Below are 18,119 nucleotides of genomic sequence, written 5' to 3' on the forward strand. Positions count from 1 at the left end.
ACCCCGGTAGGTCCGGTCGCGCAGCCGGGCGATCGGACCTCGGCGGCGAAGGTGCGGCCGGCGGGATGCAGCAGCCGGGCGTGCCGCCAGCGGGCCAGGGCGGCGGCAGCGCGTGCGGCGGCGGACGGCGCGAGGGTGGGCATGCCCCGCGAGCACCCCGGCGCGGACCGTCGATGCGCCCCGCTCGTCACCTTTCCGCCCGCGAGATCGGATAGCGTCGTGCCATGCCCGACAGCGGTTACCCCTGGCCCATCGAGACGACCCGACTGGACAACGGCCTGCGCGTCGTGGTGAGCGAGGACCGCACCGCGCCGGCGGTCGCCGTGAACCTCTGGTACGACGTGGGTTCGCGGCACGAGCCGGAGGGGCAGACGGGCTTCGCCCACCTCTTCGAGCACCTGATGTTCGAGGGCTCGGCGAACGTGGCGAAGACCGAGCACATGAAGTTCATCCAGGGCGCCGGTGGCTCGCTCAACGCCACCACCAACCCGGACCGGACCAACTACTTCGAGACGGTCCCGGCCGAGCACCTGGAGCTGGCGCTCTGGCTGGAGGCCGACCGGATGGGCGGCCTGGTGCCGGCGCTGACCCAGGAGACGCTGGACAACCAGCGCGAGGTGGTCAAGAACGAGCGGCGCCAGCGCTACGAGAACGTCCCGTACGGCGACGCGTGGCTGCGGCTGCTTCCGCTGCTCTACCCGCCCGGCCACCCGTACCACCACGCCACGATCGGCTCGATGGCCGACCTGAACGCCGCCGCCCTGGCCACCTTCCAGGCCTTCCACACCACGTACTACGCGCCGAACAACGCGGTGCTCACCGTGGTGGGGGACGCCGAGGCCGCCGAGGTCTTCGCGCTGGCCGACAAGTACTTCGGCGCGATCCCGGTGCGCGAGGACATCCCGGCCGCGCCGGACGGCCGTACCGTGCCGGCGACCGGGCGCCCGGCGACGGAGACGGTCACCGCCGACGTCCCCGCGCCGCGCGTCTACGTCGCGCACCGCACCCACCCGTTCGGCACCCCCGGGTACGACGTGACCACCGTGCTCGCCACCGTGCTGGGCAGCGGCCGGGGCAGCCGGCTCTACCAGCGCCTCGCCGACGGCGAGCGGATCGCCCAGCCGGACCTGGTCGGCGCGTACGGGGTGGACCTGGCGCACGGGCCCGCCCCGCTGATCGCCACCGCCACCGCCCGCCCCGGGGTGACGGCCGAGCGGCTCGCCGCCGGGCTGGCCGAGGTGGTCGACGAGCTGGCCACCGTGCCGGTGACCGCGGCCGAGCTGGATCGGGCCAAGTCGCTGCTGAGCACCATGTGGTGGCGGCAGATGTCCACCGTGGACGGCCGCGCCGACACCCTCGGCCGGTACGCCACCCAGTTCGGTGACCCGGCGCGGGCCGGCGAGCGGCTGCCGGCCTGGCTCGCGGTCACCGCCGAGCAGATCGCCGAACAGGCCGCCGAGCTGCTCGACGCCGCCAACCGGGTGACCCTGACCTACCTGCCCGAGGAGACCTCATGACGCTGATCGCCGAACGTCCCGGTCCGGGCGCCGCCCGTCCGTACCGGTTCCCCCAGGTGGTCCGCCGGACCGTCGCCGGCGGGCAGATCGTCGCCGCGCACCTGCCCGGGCAGAATCTCGCCGTCGCGCTGCTGCTGCTCGACGCGGGCGCCGGGCGGGAGTCGGTCGGTAAGGACGGCGTCGGCGGGGTGCTCGCCAAGGCCCTGGAGGAGGGGACCGCGCAGCGGGACGCCACGGCGTACGCGTTGGCGATCGAGGCGCTCGGCACCGAGCTGGTGACCGGCCTGGACTGGGACTCCTTCCAGGTGAGCGTGCAGGTGCCGGTGGAGCGGCTGAGCGCCGCCGTGGAACTGCTCGCCGAGGCCGTCCGGACGCCGCGGCTCGACCCGGCCGACGTGCGGCGGGTCCGCGACGACGAGGCGACCGCGCTGCGGATGGACTGGGCCAATCCGGGCCCGCGGGCGGACGCGGCGCTGCGCGCCGACCTGTTCGGCGCCGACAACCGGTGGGGCCGGCCGATGTACGGCGACCCGGAGACGGTGGCCGGGCTCGACGTGGACGACGTGACGGTCTTCCACTCCGAGTGGTTCATCCGCCCCGGGACCCTGATCGTCGCCGGTGACCTGGAGCGGATCGACCTGGACGCGCTCGCCGGGGCGGCGTTCGCCGGCGCCGGCGGCGGGCCGGTGGAGAAGGGCGGCCCGATCGAGGTGCCGCTGCACGACCGCCGGCGGATCATCCTGGTGGACCGGCCCGGGTCGGTGCAGTCCACGCTGCGCCTCGGTCACCCGTCCCCGCACCGCGCCCATCCCGACCACGTGCCGATGACGCTCGCCGGGACGGTGCTCGGCGGGGCGTTCACCTCCCGGCTCAACCACCTGATCCGCGAGGTGCGCGGCTACACGTACGGCATCCGGGGCGACTTCGCCTCGTCCCGCCGGTTCGGCCGGTTCGCGGTCAGCTCGGGCGTGCAGACCGCGGTGACCGCGCCGGCGCTGGTCGAGGCGGTCGGCGAGATCACCCGCACCCAGCTGACCGGGGTGACCGAGGACGAGCTGACGGTGGCCCGCTCCTGGCGGGCCGGGCAGCTCTCGGTGGAGCTGCAGAGCCCCCGGGCGATCGCCGCCGCGCTGACCACGCTGGTGGTGCACGACCTGCCGGACGACTACCACGCCCGGCTGCGCGAGTCGCTGCTCGCCGCCGACGTCGACCAGGTGTCCGCGGCGGCCGCGGCGCACCTGCATCCGCACGCGCTCACCCTGGTCGTCGAGGGGGACTCGGCGGTCATCCGGGACGAACTCGTCGCCACCGGCCTCGGCGAGGTGGTCGACCACGCGCCGTGAGCCGGAACCGGCGGTGATCCCGGCCGTCCGGGGCGGCCTCGACCGACGAGCCGCGGCCGGGCCCGTCGGCGTCGGCCGGGCGGGTGGCGCGTGTGACGTCGCTCGCCTGTGGTGGCCGGGTGACGGATCGGGGCCGGTGGCGCCTGCTCGACAATGCTGCGGCCGGGCGGCGTCGGCACCCGCGATCTTCCGGTCCGGCGGGTCGTTCGACGGCGTCGTTGCGGCCCGGCCGTCCGGCCCCGGCCTCGGCCCTCCCGCCCGGTGGGGTCCGGGCCCTGGGAAAGCGTTCCCGGTGGGATCGCCGGGCTGGGTAGCCTCGCGGGCATGAGGATCGGCATTGTGGGGGCCACCGGCCAGGTCGGTGGCGTGATGCGGCAGGTGCTGGCGGAGCGCGAGTTCCCGGCGGAGCAGGTGCGGTTGTTCGCCTCGGCGCGGTCGGCCGGGCGCACCCTGCCCTGGCGGGACGGCGAGGTCACCGTCGAGGACGCGGCCACCGCGGACTACCGCGGCCTGGACATCGTGCTCTTCTCCGCGGGCAAGGGCACCGCGAAGGAGCTGGCTCCCCGGGCCGCCGCGGCCGGCGCGGTGGTCATCGACAACTCCTCGGCCTTCCGGATGGACCCGGAGGTGCCGCTGGTGGTCGCCGAGGTCAACCCGCACGCCGCCGCGAACCGGCCGAAGGGCATCCTCGCGAACCCGAACTGCACCACCATGGCCGCGATGCCGGTACTGCGCCCGCTGCACCGGGAGGCGGAGCTGGTCAGCGTCGTCGTCTCGACCTACCAGGCGGTCTCCGGCGCCGGGCTGGCCGGCGTCGCCGAGCTGGACGAGCAGGTCCGCAAGGTCGCCGAGCACGCCAGCGCGCTGGCCTTCGACGGCGCCGCCGTGGAGTTCCCGCCGCCGCGCTCCTTCGCCCGGCCGATCGCCTTCAACGTGCTGCCGCTCGCCGGCTCGATCGTCGACGACGGCTCGTTCGAGACCGACGAGGAGCAGAAGCTCCGCAACGAGAGCCGGAAGATCCTGGAGATCCCCGGCCTGAAGGTCTCCGGCACCTGCGTCCGGGTGCCCGTCTTCACCGGCCACTCGCTCCAGATCAACGCGCGCTTCGCCCGCCCGATCACCCCGGCCCGCGCCCACGAGCTGCTCGACGGCGCCCCCGGCGTGGCGCTGTCGGACGTACCCACCCCGTTGCAGGCCGCCGGCCAGGACCCGACGTACGTCGGGCGGATCCGGGCCGACGAGACCGTGGAGCACGGCCTCGCGCTGTTCTGCTCGAACGACAACCTGCGCAAGGGCGCCGCGCTCAACGCCGTGCAGCTCGCCGAGCTGGTCGCCGCCGAGCGCCGCTGACCCAGGCCGCCGCCTGCCTCACCCGCTCGTGCGCCGGCCGGGTGCTTCGGCGGGCGCGTCAAGGCGCCTGGGAGGGTTCACGGCGACGTGCGGCGACGGACCGACCGGCCGTGCGCCGGCGGTGTGCGACAGCGGGCGTGCGGTGGCGGGCGTGCGGCGACGCGCCGACGTGTCAGCGTCGCGGTGGACCGGATGGTGCGCTGAGATGGAGTCGGCAACGACGACTCGAGGCGGAGGACGCCATGGCGGACGAGAAGACCGAGCGGGCCCTGACCGACCTGATCGCCGGCCGGTGGCTGGGCGTGCTGGCCACCATCAAGCGGGACGGCCGGCCCCAACTGTCCAACGTGGTCTACTCCTTCGACCGGGAGCGGGGGCTGATCCGCGTCTCGGTCACCGACGACCGGGCCAAGACCGCCAACGTGCGCCGCGACCCCCGGGCCAGTTTCCACGTCAGCAGTGACGACGGCTGGGCGTACGCGGTGGCGGAGGCGCGGGCGGAGCTGACCCCGGTGGCCGAGCGACCGGACGACGCGACCGTGGAGGAACTGATCGGGCTCTACCGGGCAGTGCAGGGCGAGCACCCGGACTGGGACGACTTCCGGCGGGCCATGGTCGCCGAGCGGCGCCTCGTGCTGCGGCTGCACGTCGAGCGCGTCTACGGGATGCCCCCACGCGGCTGACCGCCGGGCCGGTGTCCCCCTGGCCGCACAACCGCGCCGTTGACGGGTACGCGGGCTCCTGCGCACCGCCCCGGCCCCCCCGTGGCCGGCGGCGGGGACGGGGGAGCCGATGGACGCTGACCCGCAGGGGCGGGACGACGAGAACGCCGAGGTCGCCGTTCGTCACCGCGGTGGTCTCCCGCGCTGTCGAGGAGGGCGACCGGTTCGACGAGCGGGTCGCGGTGGCGTGCGGGCGGCGGGCGTTACCGCTCGGCGGGGGCGGGTAGACGACCGTGCCGACACCGAGAGGGGAGCACCATGACAACGGTCGGAGAGTTCATGACGACCCGGTTGGTGACGATGGACGGCGACGACACGCTCACCGCCGCGGCGCAGGAGATGCGCGACAGCGCCATCGGCGACGTGGTGGTGACCGACGGCGACAACGTGGTCGGCATCGTCACGGACCGGGACATCACGGTCCGGGGCGTCGCCGAGAGCATGGACCCGAACACGACCAGGCTCAACCAGATCACCAGCAAGGACGTGGTCACGGTGAGCCAGTACGACGACGCGGTGGCCGCCGCCGACCTGATGCGGACGTACGCCGTCCGCCGGCTGCCGGTGGTGGACGACGGTCGCCTGGTCGGGCTGGTCTCGATGGGTGACCTCGCCGTCGAGCGGGAGCCGCAATCGGTGCTCGCGGACATCAGCGCCGACGAACCGAACAACTGACCCGTCCGCCGCGGTGACGCCGGCCCCCCGAATCGGGCCGGCGTTCGCGGCTGCCGGGGCCGGACACCCGCCGAAGACCGGGCCCGGCTCAGCTCGGCTCGACGGTCACCCGGATCTCGGCGGCACCCCGGGCGGCCCGGACGGTCTCCGCCTCGGCCTCGACGTTCCCGATGACCCGCTTCGTCAGCGGCGCGAACGGGGTCACGGTGAGCTCCAGGCGCCCCTTACCCGCCTGCTTCGCCCGCCACACGCCGGCGACCTCGCCGTCCACCAGCAGCGCGCCCGGGTTGCCGAGCATCCGCCAGAGCTGCTGCTGGTGGGCCTTCTCCGGAACCAGCAGGGCCCGATCGCGGGCCTGGAGGTAGGGGTCGCCGGGCGGTAGCAGCCGGACCAGCCGCGCCGGCTCGGCCGCCCGGAGCGCGTCCAGCCGGTCCGCCGGCACCCAGGCCGAGCGACCGTCGACATGCACCTCCGTCAGCGCGTCCGCCGGCCAGACCCGGCGCAGCTCGGTGGCGCTCGTGCCGAGGAAGGCGGCCACGTCGCCGATCGTGGCCGGGCCGAGCAGCCGCAGGTAGGCCAGGGCCAGCGCGTCGGTGCCGGTCGCCGCGTCGGGCGGCGCTGGGGCCTCGGCCAGCGGCGCGAGCCGCGCGGCCCGCCCGGACACCGCCAGGCGTACGCCGCCGGCCAGGCCGGCCTGCTGGAAGAGCGCGCCGGAGACGTGCCGGGAACCGCAGGGCCGGCAGTCGAAGCTGAGCGCGGCCGGGATCCGCTCGGTGACCGCCTGGCTCACCTCACCCCGGTCCATCGGCGCGGTCACCACGGCCCGGAACGCGTCGGCGGTGGCCCGGAACGCGGCCAGCCCCAGCTTCGCCCCGTCCCGGATCTGCCCCGGGATGCGGCGGGTGGCGTCGGTGTCGCTGAGCGGCCAGAGCGCCGCGGCCAGCGCCGGCAGCTCCGCCCGGCGGTGCAGGTGTGGCGCACCCCGGAAGGACCAGACCAGCTCCAACCGGTCGTCGTCTAGCGCGACGGTGGCGGGAACGCGGGCGGCCAGCGCCAGCCGAGCCGAGCCGTACGGGGTGTCCTGCGCGCCCAGGGCCAGCCCGTCGAGGTCGGCGGGGCGCCGCCCGGGACGGCCAAGCTGCTGGGCCGCCACCCGGTACGCCAGGACCCGCCTTCGGTCGATCCCCGCCACACCCGCCACGTGCCCTCCTCGTCCGTCCCGTCGCAGGCTACCGCCGCCCGCCGACACCGCCGCGGCGTCGACTCACCCGAACCGGGCGAGATTGACGTCGTACCCGATGGGGACCCCTCCTCGGACGTCGAACGCCGCGGCTCGCGGGAGGAGTGGACCGGATGCTGGACGCGACCACGAGGTTCTTCGAGGACCTGGACCGGCGGGGGTTCGAACCCCTGTTGCAGAAGACCTCCGGGACCCTGCGCTTCGATCTGCACGAGGGGCCGCAGACGACCCACTGGCTGCTGCAGATCGACCGGGGCAACCTGCGGGTGCGCCAGGAGGACCAGGAAGCCGACACGGTGGTGGGCACCCCGCCGCGGCTCTTCGGCGAGCTGGTCACCGGCTCTGAGAACGCCATCGCGGCGCTGCTGCGGGGCGACATGACCGTCTCGGGTGACCTGCGCCTGGTGCTCCAGGTCGACCGGCTCTTTCCCGGCCCGCCGGACTCCCGGGGTCCGCACCACGCCTTTCCGAGGGAGGCCCGCTGATGGCGGCGACCAACACCGTCCGGATCCTGGACGGCAACACCTTCGTGGTCTCCGAGGACACCGGGGACATCGAGGCCACCCCCAGCGAACCGACCGGCCTGTTCTCCATCGACACCCGCTTCCTGTCCAAGTGGGTGCTGACGGTCAACGGTGAGCGGCTCAACGCGCTCTCCTACGACGACCTCCAGTACTACGAGGCGCGGTTCTTCCTGGTGCCGGGGATGGCGACGCACTACATCGACGCGAAGCTGTCGATCATCCGGGAGCGGGCGGTGGGCCGGAGCTTCCGGGAGACCCTGACCATCCTCAACCATGACGAGAAGGCGGTCGACCTGGAGATCCGGATGGACGCCGGCTCCGACTTCGCCGACCTGTTCCAGGTCAAGGACGAGATCCTCAACAAGAAGGGGGAGACCTACGCCGAGGCCGAGCCGGACCGGCTGCGGCTGGGCTACCGACGCGGGAACTTCAGGCGGGAGACCGTCGTCACGTCCTCCATGCCGGCCCGCTACGACCGGAACGGCTTCGCGTACACCATCCACCTCGAGCCCAACGAGCAGTGGGACACCGCGATCGAAGTGCAGACGCACGCGCTCGGCCCGGGCGGCCGGGACCTGCGGATGGGGCTCCAGGCGCACGGCACCGAGCGGCTCGCCCTCCAGCACGACCTGGAGCAGTGGATCGCCAAGGCCCCCAAGGTGAACAGCGAGCACGGCCGGTTGGCCTCGACCTACCGGCGCAGCCTGATCGACCTCGCCGCGCTGCGCTTCTCGCCGCTCTCGCTGGGCGGCCAGACGCTGCCGGCGGCCGGCCTGCCCTGGTTCATGACCATGTTCGGCCGGGACAGCATCCTGACCTGCCTCCAGGTGCTGCCGTTCGCCCCGACCCTGTCGAAGACCACGCTGCGGATCCTGGGCGCCCTGCAGGGCACCCGCTTCGACGACTTCCGCGACGAGGATCCGGGCCGGATCCTGCACGAGATGCGGTACGGCGAGACGGCCGCCTTCGAGGAGCAGCCGCACTCGCCGTACTACGGCTCGGTCGACGCGACCCCGCTGTTCGTGGTGCTGCTCGACGAGTACGAGAAGTGGACCGGCGACGTCGCACTGGTCAAGGAGTTGGAACGGGAGTGCCGGGCCGCGCTGAAGTGGGTCGACGACTACGCCGACCTGGTCGGCAACGGCTACATCTGGTACGAGCGGCGCAACACCGACACCGGCCTGGAGAACCAGTGCTGGAAGGACTCCTGGGACTCGATCTCGTACCGGGACGGGACGCTGCCCCCGTTCCCGCGGGCCACCTGCGAGGTGCAGGGGTACGCGTACGACGCGAAGATGCGGGCCGCCCGGCTGGCCCGGGAGTTCTGGGGCGACCCGGCGTACGCCGACCAGCTGGAACGGGAGGCGGCCGAACTGAAGCAGCGGTTCAACCGGGACTGGTGGGTGGAGGAGGGCGAGTACTACGCCCTCGGCCTGGACCCGACCGGTCGGCAGATGGACGTGCTCAGCTCGAACATCGGCCACCTGCTCTGGAGCGGCATCGTCGACCACGAACGGGCGGCGAAGATCGCCGAGCACCTGGTCGGCCCGCGGCTCTTCACCGGGTGGGGGGTGCGGACCCTGGCCGAGGGTGAGGTCCGCTACAACCCGATCGGCTACCACAACGGCACCATCTGGCCGTTCGACAACTCGTTCATCGCCTGGGGGCTGCGCCGCTACGGCTTCGCCGAGGAGGCGGCCACCATCGCCAGCGGCATCCTGGACGCGGCCAGGTACTTCGACGGGCGGCTGCCCGAGGCGTTCGGCGGCTACCCGCGGGAGCTGACCAAGTTCCCGGTGGAGTACCCGACGGCGTGCAGCCCGCAGGCCTGGTCGACGGGTACGCCGCTGCTGCTGCTCCGCACGATGCTCGGGCTGGAGCCGCACGAGGGGCACCTCTCGGTCGACCCGCGGCTGCCGATCGGCATGGGCCGGATCGAGGTGCTGGACATCCCGGGCCGGTGGGGCCGGGTCGACGCCTTCGCCCGGGGCCGGATGGACATGCACAACCTGGCCGCCCAGTAGCCGCCCGGCGACGGCGCCCGCGGCGTTCAGTGCCCCGGGGGCGTCTGGTCGCCGTGTGCCTCCGCCCTGGGGAGCAGGCAGAACTCGTTGCCCTCCGGGTCGGCCAGCACCGTCCACCGCGGCAGCTCGCGCACCACCGTGGCCCCGGCCCCCAGCACCGCCGCCCGCTCCTCGGCGTCGCCGACCAGGTCGAGGTGGATCCGGCCGGGTGCGGGCAGGTCGTCCGCCGGGCTGATCCAGATGTCGGGCCGGTGCCCCGACGGGTCGCGCAACAGCACCGCCTGGGTCGGCCCGAGCGAACGGTCGGCGAGCCGGACCTGATCAACCTTGGCCACCGGCAGGCCGGTGACCGCGCTCCAGAACGGCGCGAGCAGGTACGGGTCGCGGCAGTGGATCACGATCGCGGCGAGGTCGGGCATGCCCTGACGGTAGCCGCGTCAACCGGTCGGCAGGACGCTGTCCAGGAACGCGGCGGTCACCGCCCGGATGTCCGGACGGTCCAGGTCGAGGGCGTGCCCGCCGTGGGTGATCCAGGTGTGCACCGGGTGCCCGGCGGCCAGCAGCCGCGCGGTGAGGTCGACCGACTGGCCGACCGGCACGGACCGGTCGTCGCGCCCGTGCACGAGCAGCACCGGCACGCCGGAACCGACGTGCGTGGCGACGGTCGCGTCGACCGTGGCCGGGTCCAGGTCGGCGGGCGGGTGGCCGAGCAGGCCGGCCCACGGATCGTCGTGCGCGCGCAGCCGCCGCCACTGCGGGTCGAGGGGATCGATCGGCGACCAGTACGCCAGCGCGGCCGCGACGTCGCCGGGCCGGTCGACGCCGCGCAGGGCCAGGTGCAGGGCCAGGGTGGCCCCCGCCGAGTCGCCGCCGACCAGCAGCGGTAGCCCGTCGGCGGCCGCCCGGGCCGACCGGGCGGCCGCCCGTACGTCGTCGAGCTGGGCCGGCCAGTGCGCCTCGGCCACGAAGCGGTAGGTCGCCGCGACCACCCGCAGGCCGAGCGGGCCGAGGGCGGCGCCGTCCTCGTGGTACCGGGCTCGCCAGCCGCCGCCGTGGATCCAGAGCAGCACCGCGCGTTCGATCATCCCGCCATCGTGTCCGACTGCGCCCCCACCCGCGAGCCGCCTCTGCCAAGGGCAGAAGTCCGCGTGTCCGACGGGCACGCTTCGCCCCTACGGTTCCGTAACCTACGCGGGGTAAAGTTGCCGGATGCCGGAACTCGTGTACCCGCCCGTGATCGCCGCCGCCAAGACGATGTTCCGGGTCCTCGACCTGCGCCTGACCGTGGCGGGCGGCCATCACGTGCCGCGTACGGGTGGCGCGGTCATGGCCAGCAACCACGTCAGCTACCTGGACTTCATCTTCTGCGGCTACGGGGCGCACGAGTCCCGCCGACTGGTCCGGTTCATGGCCAAGCACGAGGTCTTCGCGCACAAGGTCTCCGGCCCGCTGATGCGCGGCATGAAGCACATCCCGGTGAACCGCCGGGCCGGCGCCGGGTCGTACAACACGGCGGTGGACGCGCTGCGGCGCGGCGAGGTGGTCGGCGTCTTCCCGGAGGCCACGATCAGTCGGTCGTTCCTGGTCAAGGAGCTCAAGAACGGGGCCGCCCGGATGTCCCAGGAGGCCGGCGTGCCGCTGCTCCCGGTCGCGCTCTGGGGCACCCAGCGGCTCTGGACCAAGGGCCGGCCGCGCACCCTGACCCGCCGGCACACCCCGATCACCATCCTGGTCGGCGAGCCGATGGACCCGGCCGCGTACCCGGACGCCGGCACCATGACGGCGGAGCTGAAGGGCCGGCTGAGTGCGCTGGTGGACCGGGCGCAGCGGGAATACCCGGACGGCCCGGCCGGCGCGGACGACACCTGGTGGCAGCCGGTGCACCTCGGCGGCACCGCGCCGACCCTCGAGGAGGCCGCCGAGCTGGACCGCCGGGGCCGCCGCGCCTCCGCCGCCTGACCTCCGCCGACCGTGACCGGATCGTTCCGCATCCGGGCATGATGGTGCCTGCCGCCCCGGTGTCCGCCCGGCCAGGATCGAACCCATGAACAGAGCCGCACTCGTCGTCATCGACGTCCAGGAGTCGTTCCGCCAGCGCCCGATCTGGGCGCACGCCTCGCAGCCGGACATCGTCGGTCAGGTCGACCGGTTGGTCGGGGCCGCCCGCGGCCGGGGTGACCTGGTGGTGTGGGTCCTGCACGCCGAGCCCGGCACCGGCACGGTCTTCGACCCGGCCCTCGGCCACGTCCGGCTGATCGACGGGCTGTCCCCGGTCGACGGGGAACCGACGCTGGTCAAGACCTCGCACAACGCGTTCACCACCACCAACCTCCAGCAGGTGCTCACCCTCGCCGGGATCCGCGAGGTCACGGTCTGCGGGATCCGTACCGAGCAGTGCGTGGAGACCACCACCCGGGTCGGCGCCGACCTGGGCTACGAGATGATCTTCGTGACCGACGCGACGGTCACCTTCCCCATCCCGCACCGCGAGCTGCCCGCGGACGCGTCGCCGGAGCGGATCCTCGCCGACCCGCGCACGCTGTCGACACCGGACATCGTCACCCGCACCGAGTACGCCCTCGCCGGGCGGTTCGCCACCATCCGTACCGTCGCCGAGCTGACCGGCGCGGTGCCGGCCGGGGTCTGAGCCGTGGCCCGGGTCGTCTTCCTGCTGGTCCCGCAGCTGCACCTGCTGGACCTCGCCGGGCCGGCCCAGGTCTTCTCCAGCGCCGCCGACCTCGGGTACGACTACCGGCTGCACTACGTCGCCGAGGCCAGCGAGGTGCCGACCGTGCAGGGGGTGTCGCTGCGGGCCGACACCGGGTGGCCCGAGCTCGACCGCGACGACCTGGTGGTCGTACCCGGGTGGCGGCCAGCCACGCACGGGCCGGCGGGGCCGGTCGGGGCGGACGACCTGCGGCGGCTGGCCGACCACCACGCGCGCGGCGGCACGGTGGCGAGCATCTGCGCGGGCGCCTTCGCGCTCGGCCGGGCCGGCCTGCTCGACGGGCGGCGGTGCACCACCCACCACGAGGTGCAGGAGGAGCTGGCCCGGCGGCACCGGGCGGCCCGGGTGGTCCGCGACGTGCTCTACGTGGTCGACGACCGGGTGGTCACGTCGGCCGGCATCGCCAGTGGCATCGACGTGGCGCTGCACCTGGTGGCCACCCGGCACGGTCCGTCGGCGGCAGCCCGGATCGCCCGCACCCTGGTCGTGTATGCCCGGCGCAACGGCCACGAACAGCAGGCCAGCGCGATGATGCGGCACCGCTCGCACCTCTCCGACGCGGTGCACCGGGCGCAGGACCTGATCGACTCCCACTACTCGGAGCCGCTGCCGCTCGCCGGGCTGGCCGCCGCCTGCGGGGTGTCCGAGCGCACCCTGAGCCGGCTGTTCCGGCAGGCCACCGGGCTGACTCCGCTCGGCTACCAGCAACTGCTGCGGGTGGAGCGGGCCGAGCACCTGATCGGGCACGGCGCCACGGTGGAGTCGGCCGCCCGGGCCGTCGGCTTCACCGACGCCCGGATGCTCCGCCGCCTCCGCACCCGCACCCGCGACTCCCTCCCCCTGGCCAGCTGACCCCGCCACCCGCTCGGGTCGCCCCGCCTCCGATGAGCGGTCTGGGCGTTGGACCGAGTTGGTGGTGGGTGTGTGTGGTCAGCAGGCGGAGCCGGGGCGGTGCGGGAGGGCCGGCGGGACGGGCGCCGGCTGGCGCGGCCAGAGCGGGCCCGGCTCCGTGTGCGGGCGGTAGTAGTCGTCGCGGGAGAGAAACTCGACCGGGAGCGAGCCGGGCAGGGTGACCCGGCCCGCCGCCCGGAAGGGCGTCGAGCCGACCCGGCTGGCCAGCCCGTCCCGCTCGGGCGGGGAGAGGTCCACCAGCTCCGGATGCACGAGCCGGAAGGCGGCCACCGACCGGCTTACCTGCCGGGCCAGCTCGGCCACCAGCGGGACCGGGCCGCCGAGGGCCAGCGCCGGCTGCCGGATGGTGCGCAGCGCGTCGCAGACGACCAGCAGCTCGGCGTCGCCGTCCGGGTCGTCGGCCCGCAGCTCCAGCCGGGACGGCCACTGCCAGCGGATCTGCCCGCTGACCAGGCGGGACAGCCGGGCCGGGTGCCGGTGCCGGGTGCCGGTCGAGCCGTCCCGCCCGGCGACCAGGGCCAGCTCGGACCCCCCGCAGGCGTACGCGACCCGACGGTCGGTGACGGTGACCGTCGCGGGCGCGGGGAGCACCCAGCTGCGGGCGCTCTCCGTCGGACCGAGCAGGTGACCGGCCACCCGGAGTCGGTGCAGCGCGAGCACGCGCTCGCCGGGCTCCGGGACCAGCGCGTACCGCCGGTCGAGCACGGGGCGGGCGGCGTCGTCGTCGCCGTCGAAGCGGTGCGGCCCGACGAAGAAGGGTGCGGCGTCCTCCTGCACGGTCACGACCTCCCGGAGACGGTTGGCGGTACGTCGAGCGTCGTCGACAACACGCTAGGTGTCATGACACCCGTTAGGGGGTCGGCCGGTCGGTGGACGCCTGTGACCGGTAGATGCCGATCTCTTCCGGCCGGACGAGTCCGTCCTCGATCGCCCGGGCCAGCAGCGCCGCCTTGGTGGCGGCCGGCCGACCCGCCCGGGTGTACTTGATCCGCGCCCGGTCCACATACTGCTTGACGGTGTGCTCGCTGATCCGCATCCGGCGCGCCACCGATGCCTTCGACATCGACTGGAACCACAGCAGCAGCGCCTCGCGCTCCTTGTCGGACAGGGCCGGCCGGTCCGGCCGGCGATCGGCCACCATCGCCCCGGCCAGCGCCGGCGGCACGTACGGGCGGTCGCTGGCCGCGGCGAGCACGGTGGCGACGCAGTGCTCGCGTCCCTCATGCTTGGCGAGGAAGGCCACCGCCCCCGCGTCGAGCGCGGCGAGCATGGTGTCCGGGTCGGTGTGCTCGGAGTAGACCACCACCCGCCGGCCGGCGGCGCTCAGTTCGGCCAGCTTGTCGATCACCATCCGCCCGTGCAGCCGCAGGTCGAGCAGGACCACCTCGGCCTCCGGGGCGGCCCGGAGCACCACGTCCGGATCGTCCCCGGTGGCCAGTACCCGCAGCCGCGGCTCGGCGGCCAGCCAGGCCCGCACGCCGTCGATCACCACCGGGTGGTCGTCCACCACAGCCACGCCGATCGGCGGTGCGCCGGTCACGTCCTCCGCCACCGGGTCTGCGTCCATCTGATTTCCCCGTCCCGCTCGTGCACGTGCTCCACCGGACCCGCCTCGTCTGCGCCCGGTGGACCGGTGGCGTCCGGCCCGTCGTGGTCCGGGCTGACCAGGCTGACCACCACCTCGTCCGGCCCGGCGACCACGGTCAGCCGGGCCCACCGCCGGGCGTCGGCGAGCGCCGCGGTGAGCGGGTCGGCGAGCCGGCGGCGTACCTCCACCGGCAGGTCGGGCGGCACACCGATGGCGATCAGCTCGATCGGGAGACCGTTGCGGTCGGCCAGGTCGGCGGCGGCCCGCAGCTCGTGCAGCAGCGGATCGGGCACGTCGTCCGACTCGGCGATCAGCCGGCGCAGCCGGGCCGCCGCCAGCACGCAGCGCCGCCGCACCTCCGGGTCGGCGGGGTCGGCGTGGCCGGCCGCGAGGGCGGCCAGCACCTCCTCGGCGGTGCCGCTGACCAGGGCCAGCCGGGCCCGGCGGTCCTCCCGGGCCCGATCCGCCGCCACCCGTTCCGCCGCCACCGCTCCGGCGGCCGCCGCGGTGCTCGCCCGGTCCCGGGCGAGGGCGGCGATCGCGGCGGCCCCGACGAAGACCGCCACCGGCAGCGACGAGGTGCCGTAGAAGTACATCGCGTAGCGGGTGAGGTCGGCGGGGCCGGTCACCCCGTGCCCGAGCACCTCGCCCAGCGCGATCACCGCGTGCATGCCCAGCAGTGCGAGCAGCCAACCGACCGGGCGGCCCCAGAGCACCAGCAGGAAGAACCAGGCGAGCCCGCTCCACACCCAGTTCGCCGCGGTGAACAGGTGCCGCTCGCCGGCGGCGGCGAAGACCGCCGCGTCGACCAGGAGCAGCACCGCCGCCAGCCGCCGGGTGGGCAGCGGGGCGCCACGCAGCAGCCGTACGCCCGCCAACCCGCCGACCGCCGCGGTGACCAGCCAGGCCACGCCAACCACCGCCGGCGCGGCCAGGTCCGACCAGGCGCCCAGCACCGCCGGCAGCCCGATCGCCACGTGCCAGGCCAGCGCGATGGTCACCGCCGCGACCCGGGCGCCCCGGTCGGACGCGCTCGCCACCGCGTTCGCCGCGGCCATCCGCTCGCCCACCGCTGCGGCCGGCCCGGCGGGGAGGCGGGGGCGGGGCGGGCGGCGGGTGCCGTCCTCCAGCGCGCCGACCGGCGTCCCCACGTCAGCCGACACCAGGCCACTCGAGCCGGATGCGGGTACCCACCCCCGGGGCGGACACCACCTCGGCGCGTCCGCCGACGGTCGTCATCCGGCCGCGGATCGACTCGCGCACCCCGTACCGGTGGGGCGGGACCGTGGCCGGGTCGAAGCCGGGGCCGTCGTCGGCCACCTCGACCACGACAGCGTCGGCGACCCGGGCCAGGCACAGCGTGACGCTCGCGCCCGGCGAGTGCCGGACCACGTTGGACAGCGCGGCGGTGGCGCTCTCGGCGAGCGCCTCGGCGACCTCCGCCGGGACCGCGCACGGTGCCAGCGTCGCGCGCACCGGCAGTTCGGGCAGTCGAGCGAGGACCGCCCGCAACCGGTCGTCCAGCGCCGTCGGCCCGACCGCCGGCTCCGACCGGGCGTCGGCCAGGGCGGCGAGGGTACGCAGGTCGGCCGCGCACCGGTCGCGCAGCGCGGCCGAGGGGCCGGCCACCGCGCCGAGCCCGACCATGGTCAGCGTGGCCAGGACGGTGTCGTGCAGGTCCCGGTTCTGCCGTCGCTCGGCCTCCCGGGCGGTACGGGCCACCACCGCCGCCCGGGCCAGCCGCTGGTAGTCGGCGAAGGCCCGGTCGGCGCGACCGATCCGCCGCCGCATCACCGCCGTCAACATCGCCGTGCAGCCGGTCTGCACCAGCAGCGTGGCGGCGTGTGCGCGTGCCTCGACGCCGTTGCCGGCGGCCGCCGCGCCGGCCGCGTACGCGGCGGTGACCAGCAGCCCCGCCGGGACGGACCAACGGGCCGGGGCGGTGGCCTGGGCGTTGATCACGGTGGTGCTGGCCAGCACCGCGATCCAGCTTCCCTCGCCCGCCAGCACCTCCGGCGCGACCAGCCACGGGATGAGCAGGCAGGCCGCGGTGGTGAGCGCGACGTCGCCGGCCACCAGCGGACCGGCCACGCCGCGCCGCAGGGCCCGGACGGCGTACCAGACCGACCAGGCGGTGAGCGTCGCGACCACCAGCGCCAGCAGGGCCACCCGGACCGGCGGCGTCCGAACCGCGAGGGCGGCCACCGCGCCGACCAGACCGCAGGTCAGCCGGAGCAGCGCCGGCAGGGTGGTGAAGATACGGGTGAACGCGCCGCCCGCCGGCCGGTCCCACGCGGACGGCGACGAGGTCGTGGCGGCAGCGACCGGCATCGGGGTAGGTGTCCTTCCGGCAGCGACCCGGTCGGGTCCGCACGGCGTAGATCGACGCCGGAGAATAACATGTCAGACCGCACCCGGTCACCCTCGGTGCGCGGCGCGTCGCTGTCGCGTGCCGACGCCGCCGGCGGCGGGGCGCAATGCCGCGCGCGTCCGGCGATCGTGCGGTTGACTGCCGACATGGGCAGCGAATCAGGGCGACTCCGGGTCGCCTTCCTCGGGCTCGGCCGGATGGGCGCCCCGATGGCCCGCCACGTGCTGAAAGCCGGACCCGACCTGACCGTCTGGAACCGTACCCGCGGCAGGACGGACGCCCTCGCCGCCGACGGCGCGACGGTGGCCCCCACGCCGGCCGCCGCGGCCCGCGGCCGGGACGTGGTGGTGCTGATGCTCGCCGACCCGGAGGCGGTCGAGCAGGTGCTGCTCGGCCCGGACGGGGTGGCCTCCGGCGCCGACCCGGACACCCTGGTCGTGGACGGCAGCACCATCGGTCCGGACGCCTCCCGCCGGATGGCGACCCGGCTGCGCGAGCACCGGCTGCGCTACGTGGACGCGCCGGTCTACGGCTCGGTCGGGCCGGCCACCGAGGGAACCCTGGGCGTGCTGGCCGGCGGGGAGAAGGCGGACGTCGCCGCGGCCCGCCCGCTCCTGGAGCTCTGGGGCGACCCGGGGAAGGTGCGGCACGTCGGGCGGGTGGGCGCCGGCAGCGCGGCGAAACTGGTCCGCAACCTCACCCTGGGCCTCGCCCTCGCCGGGATCGGCGACGCGCTGCGGCTGGCCGCCACCCTCGACCTCCCGCCCGACGTGGTGGACGAGCTCATCGCCGCCGGGCCGCTCGGCGCGGCCTTCCCGCCCGTACGCCGGATCCTGGCGTCCGGACCGCCGGAGACCGCCGGCTTCACCGTCGACATGCTCACCAAGGACCTGCGGCTGTGCCTGGCCGCCGAGCCCCGGCTGCCGCTGGTGGACGCGGCCCGAGAGGTGGGGGAGGCGGCCCACGCAACCGGCCACGGCCAGGACGACAGCCGTGCCCTGCCGCTCCGGATGCGCGACGCGTCCTGACCGGCGCTCCGCCGGACCGGCCGCCCGCCGTGGCGTCCGGCCGCAGGCTCGGTCAGGCGGCGGCGACCGCGAGCAGGTGCGAGCTGGCCCCGATCAC

The 18,119-nt window shown here is 75.0% G+C and carries 18 protein-coding genes; 11 read left to right on the forward strand and 7 right to left on the reverse strand.

The window, feature by feature from the left end:
* Positions 1–224 precede the first annotated feature (224 nt).
* From GA0070613_RS15080 to GA0070613_RS15100, 5 genes are all read left to right on the forward strand, one after another.
* Positions 225–1,517, forward strand: a complete 1,293-nt coding sequence (locus tag GA0070613_RS15080) for a M16 family metallopeptidase (protein WP_089012889.1) — start codon at positions 225–227, stop codon at positions 1,515–1,517.
* Positions 1,514–2,860, forward strand: coding sequence for a M16 family metallopeptidase (locus GA0070613_RS15085; protein ID WP_089012890.1), 1,347 nt, complete (start codon positions 1,514–1,516; stop codon positions 2,858–2,860). The genes GA0070613_RS15080 and GA0070613_RS15085 overlap by 4 nt, the downstream gene beginning before the upstream one ends.
* Positions 2,861–3,184: 324 nt before the next feature.
* Complete coding sequence (locus GA0070613_RS15090) at positions 3,185–4,210, forward strand: aspartate-semialdehyde dehydrogenase (RefSeq protein WP_089012891.1); 1,026 nt, start codon at positions 3,185–3,187, stop codon at positions 4,208–4,210.
* 242 nt (positions 4,211–4,452) lie between these two features.
* On the forward strand, positions 4,453–4,893 hold the full coding sequence (locus GA0070613_RS15095) for a PPOX class F420-dependent oxidoreductase (RefSeq protein ID WP_089012892.1): 441 nt from the start codon (positions 4,453–4,455) through the stop codon (positions 4,891–4,893).
* Positions 4,894–5,190: 297 nt separating this feature from the next.
* Positions 5,191–5,607, forward strand: a complete 417-nt coding sequence (locus GA0070613_RS15100) for a CBS domain-containing protein (RefSeq protein ID WP_089012893.1) — start codon at positions 5,191–5,193, stop codon at positions 5,605–5,607.
* Positions 5,608–5,695: 88 nt separating this feature from the next.
* On the opposite strand, the gene GA0070613_RS15105 is transcribed toward GA0070613_RS15100, so the two are convergent.
* Positions 5,696–6,808 (reverse strand): DNA glycosylase AlkZ-like family protein, encoded by a 1,113-nt coding sequence (locus tag GA0070613_RS15105; RefSeq protein ID WP_089012894.1) that lies wholly within the window; start codon positions 6,806–6,808, stop codon positions 5,696–5,698.
* 152 nt (positions 6,809–6,960) lie between these two features.
* Between GA0070613_RS15105 and GA0070613_RS15110 the strand changes: the two genes are divergently transcribed.
* Both GA0070613_RS15110 and GA0070613_RS15115 read left to right on the forward strand, forming a co-directional pair.
* Positions 6,961–7,332: an SCP2 sterol-binding domain-containing protein gene (locus GA0070613_RS15110; RefSeq protein WP_089015955.1), complete on the forward strand. Its 372-nt coding sequence runs from the start codon at positions 6,961–6,963 to the stop codon at positions 7,330–7,332.
* Positions 7,332–9,395 carry an amylo-alpha-1,6-glucosidase gene (locus tag GA0070613_RS15115; RefSeq protein ID WP_089012895.1) on the forward strand — a complete coding sequence of 688 codons (2,064 nt, stop codon included), beginning with the start codon at positions 7,332–7,334 and terminating at the stop codon, positions 9,393–9,395. Before GA0070613_RS15110 ends, GA0070613_RS15115 begins: the two co-directional genes overlap by 1 nt.
* 26 nt (positions 9,396–9,421) lie before the next feature.
* On the opposite strand, the gene GA0070613_RS15120 is transcribed toward GA0070613_RS15115, so the two are convergent.
* Positions 9,422–9,814: a VOC family protein gene (locus tag GA0070613_RS15120; protein ID WP_089012896.1), complete on the reverse strand. Its 393-nt coding sequence runs from the start codon at positions 9,812–9,814 to the stop codon at positions 9,422–9,424.
* A gap of 18 nt (positions 9,815–9,832) precedes the next feature.
* A complete protein-coding gene (locus GA0070613_RS15125; RefSeq protein WP_089012897.1) occupies positions 9,833–10,480 on the reverse strand; it encodes an alpha/beta hydrolase in 648 nt (215 codons plus the stop codon).
* A 124-nt stretch (positions 10,481–10,604) separates the two neighbouring features.
* Here GA0070613_RS15125 and GA0070613_RS15130 point away from each other — a divergent pair, with 124 nt between their 5' ends.
* From GA0070613_RS15130 to GA0070613_RS15140, 3 genes are all read left to right on the forward strand, one after another.
* A complete protein-coding gene (locus GA0070613_RS15130; protein WP_089012898.1) occupies positions 10,605–11,354 on the forward strand; it encodes a lysophospholipid acyltransferase family protein in 750 nt (249 codons plus the stop codon).
* An 85-nt stretch (positions 11,355–11,439) separates the two neighbouring features.
* Positions 11,440–12,042: a cysteine hydrolase family protein gene (locus GA0070613_RS15135; protein WP_089012899.1), complete on the forward strand. Its 603-nt coding sequence runs from the start codon at positions 11,440–11,442 to the stop codon at positions 12,040–12,042.
* 3 nt (positions 12,043–12,045) lie between these two features.
* Entirely contained in the window at positions 12,046–12,975 is a 930-nt protein-coding gene (locus GA0070613_RS15140) for a GlxA family transcriptional regulator (protein ID WP_089012900.1), read from the forward strand.
* Positions 12,976–13,053: 78 nt separating this feature from the next.
* On the opposite strand, the gene GA0070613_RS15145 is transcribed toward GA0070613_RS15140, so the two are convergent.
* The 4 genes from GA0070613_RS15145 to GA0070613_RS15160 form a co-directional block, all read right to left on the reverse strand.
* Positions 13,054–13,812 carry a hypothetical protein gene (locus GA0070613_RS15145; RefSeq protein ID WP_331716732.1) on the reverse strand — a complete coding sequence of 253 codons (759 nt, stop codon included), beginning with the start codon at positions 13,810–13,812 and terminating at the stop codon, positions 13,054–13,056.
* Between the two features lie 73 nt (positions 13,813–13,885).
* Positions 13,886–14,602 carry a response regulator transcription factor gene (locus GA0070613_RS15150; RefSeq protein WP_089012901.1) on the reverse strand — a complete coding sequence of 239 codons (717 nt, stop codon included), beginning with the start codon at positions 14,600–14,602 and terminating at the stop codon, positions 13,886–13,888.
* Positions 14,572–15,753 carry a hypothetical protein gene (locus GA0070613_RS15155; RefSeq protein ID WP_089015956.1) on the reverse strand — a complete coding sequence of 394 codons (1,182 nt, stop codon included), beginning with the start codon at positions 15,751–15,753 and terminating at the stop codon, positions 14,572–14,574. The genes GA0070613_RS15150 and GA0070613_RS15155 overlap by 31 nt, the downstream gene beginning before the upstream one ends.
* Positions 15,754–15,775: 22 nt before the next feature.
* Positions 15,776–16,954 (reverse strand): sensor histidine kinase, encoded by a 1,179-nt coding sequence (locus tag GA0070613_RS15160; protein ID WP_089012902.1) that lies wholly within the window; start codon positions 16,952–16,954, stop codon positions 15,776–15,778.
* Positions 16,955–17,140: 186 nt separating this feature from the next.
* On the opposite strand from GA0070613_RS15160, the gene GA0070613_RS15165 reads away from it, so the two are divergent.
* Positions 17,141–18,022, forward strand: a complete 882-nt coding sequence (locus tag GA0070613_RS15165; RefSeq protein WP_157746355.1) for an NAD(P)-dependent oxidoreductase — start codon at positions 17,141–17,143, stop codon at positions 18,020–18,022.
* The last annotated feature ends 97 nt before the right edge of the window (positions 18,023–18,119 follow it).

Source organism: Micromonospora inositola (assembly GCF_900090285.1).
GTDB classification, from domain to species: Bacteria; Actinomycetota; Actinomycetes; order Mycobacteriales; family Micromonosporaceae; genus Micromonospora; species Micromonospora inositola.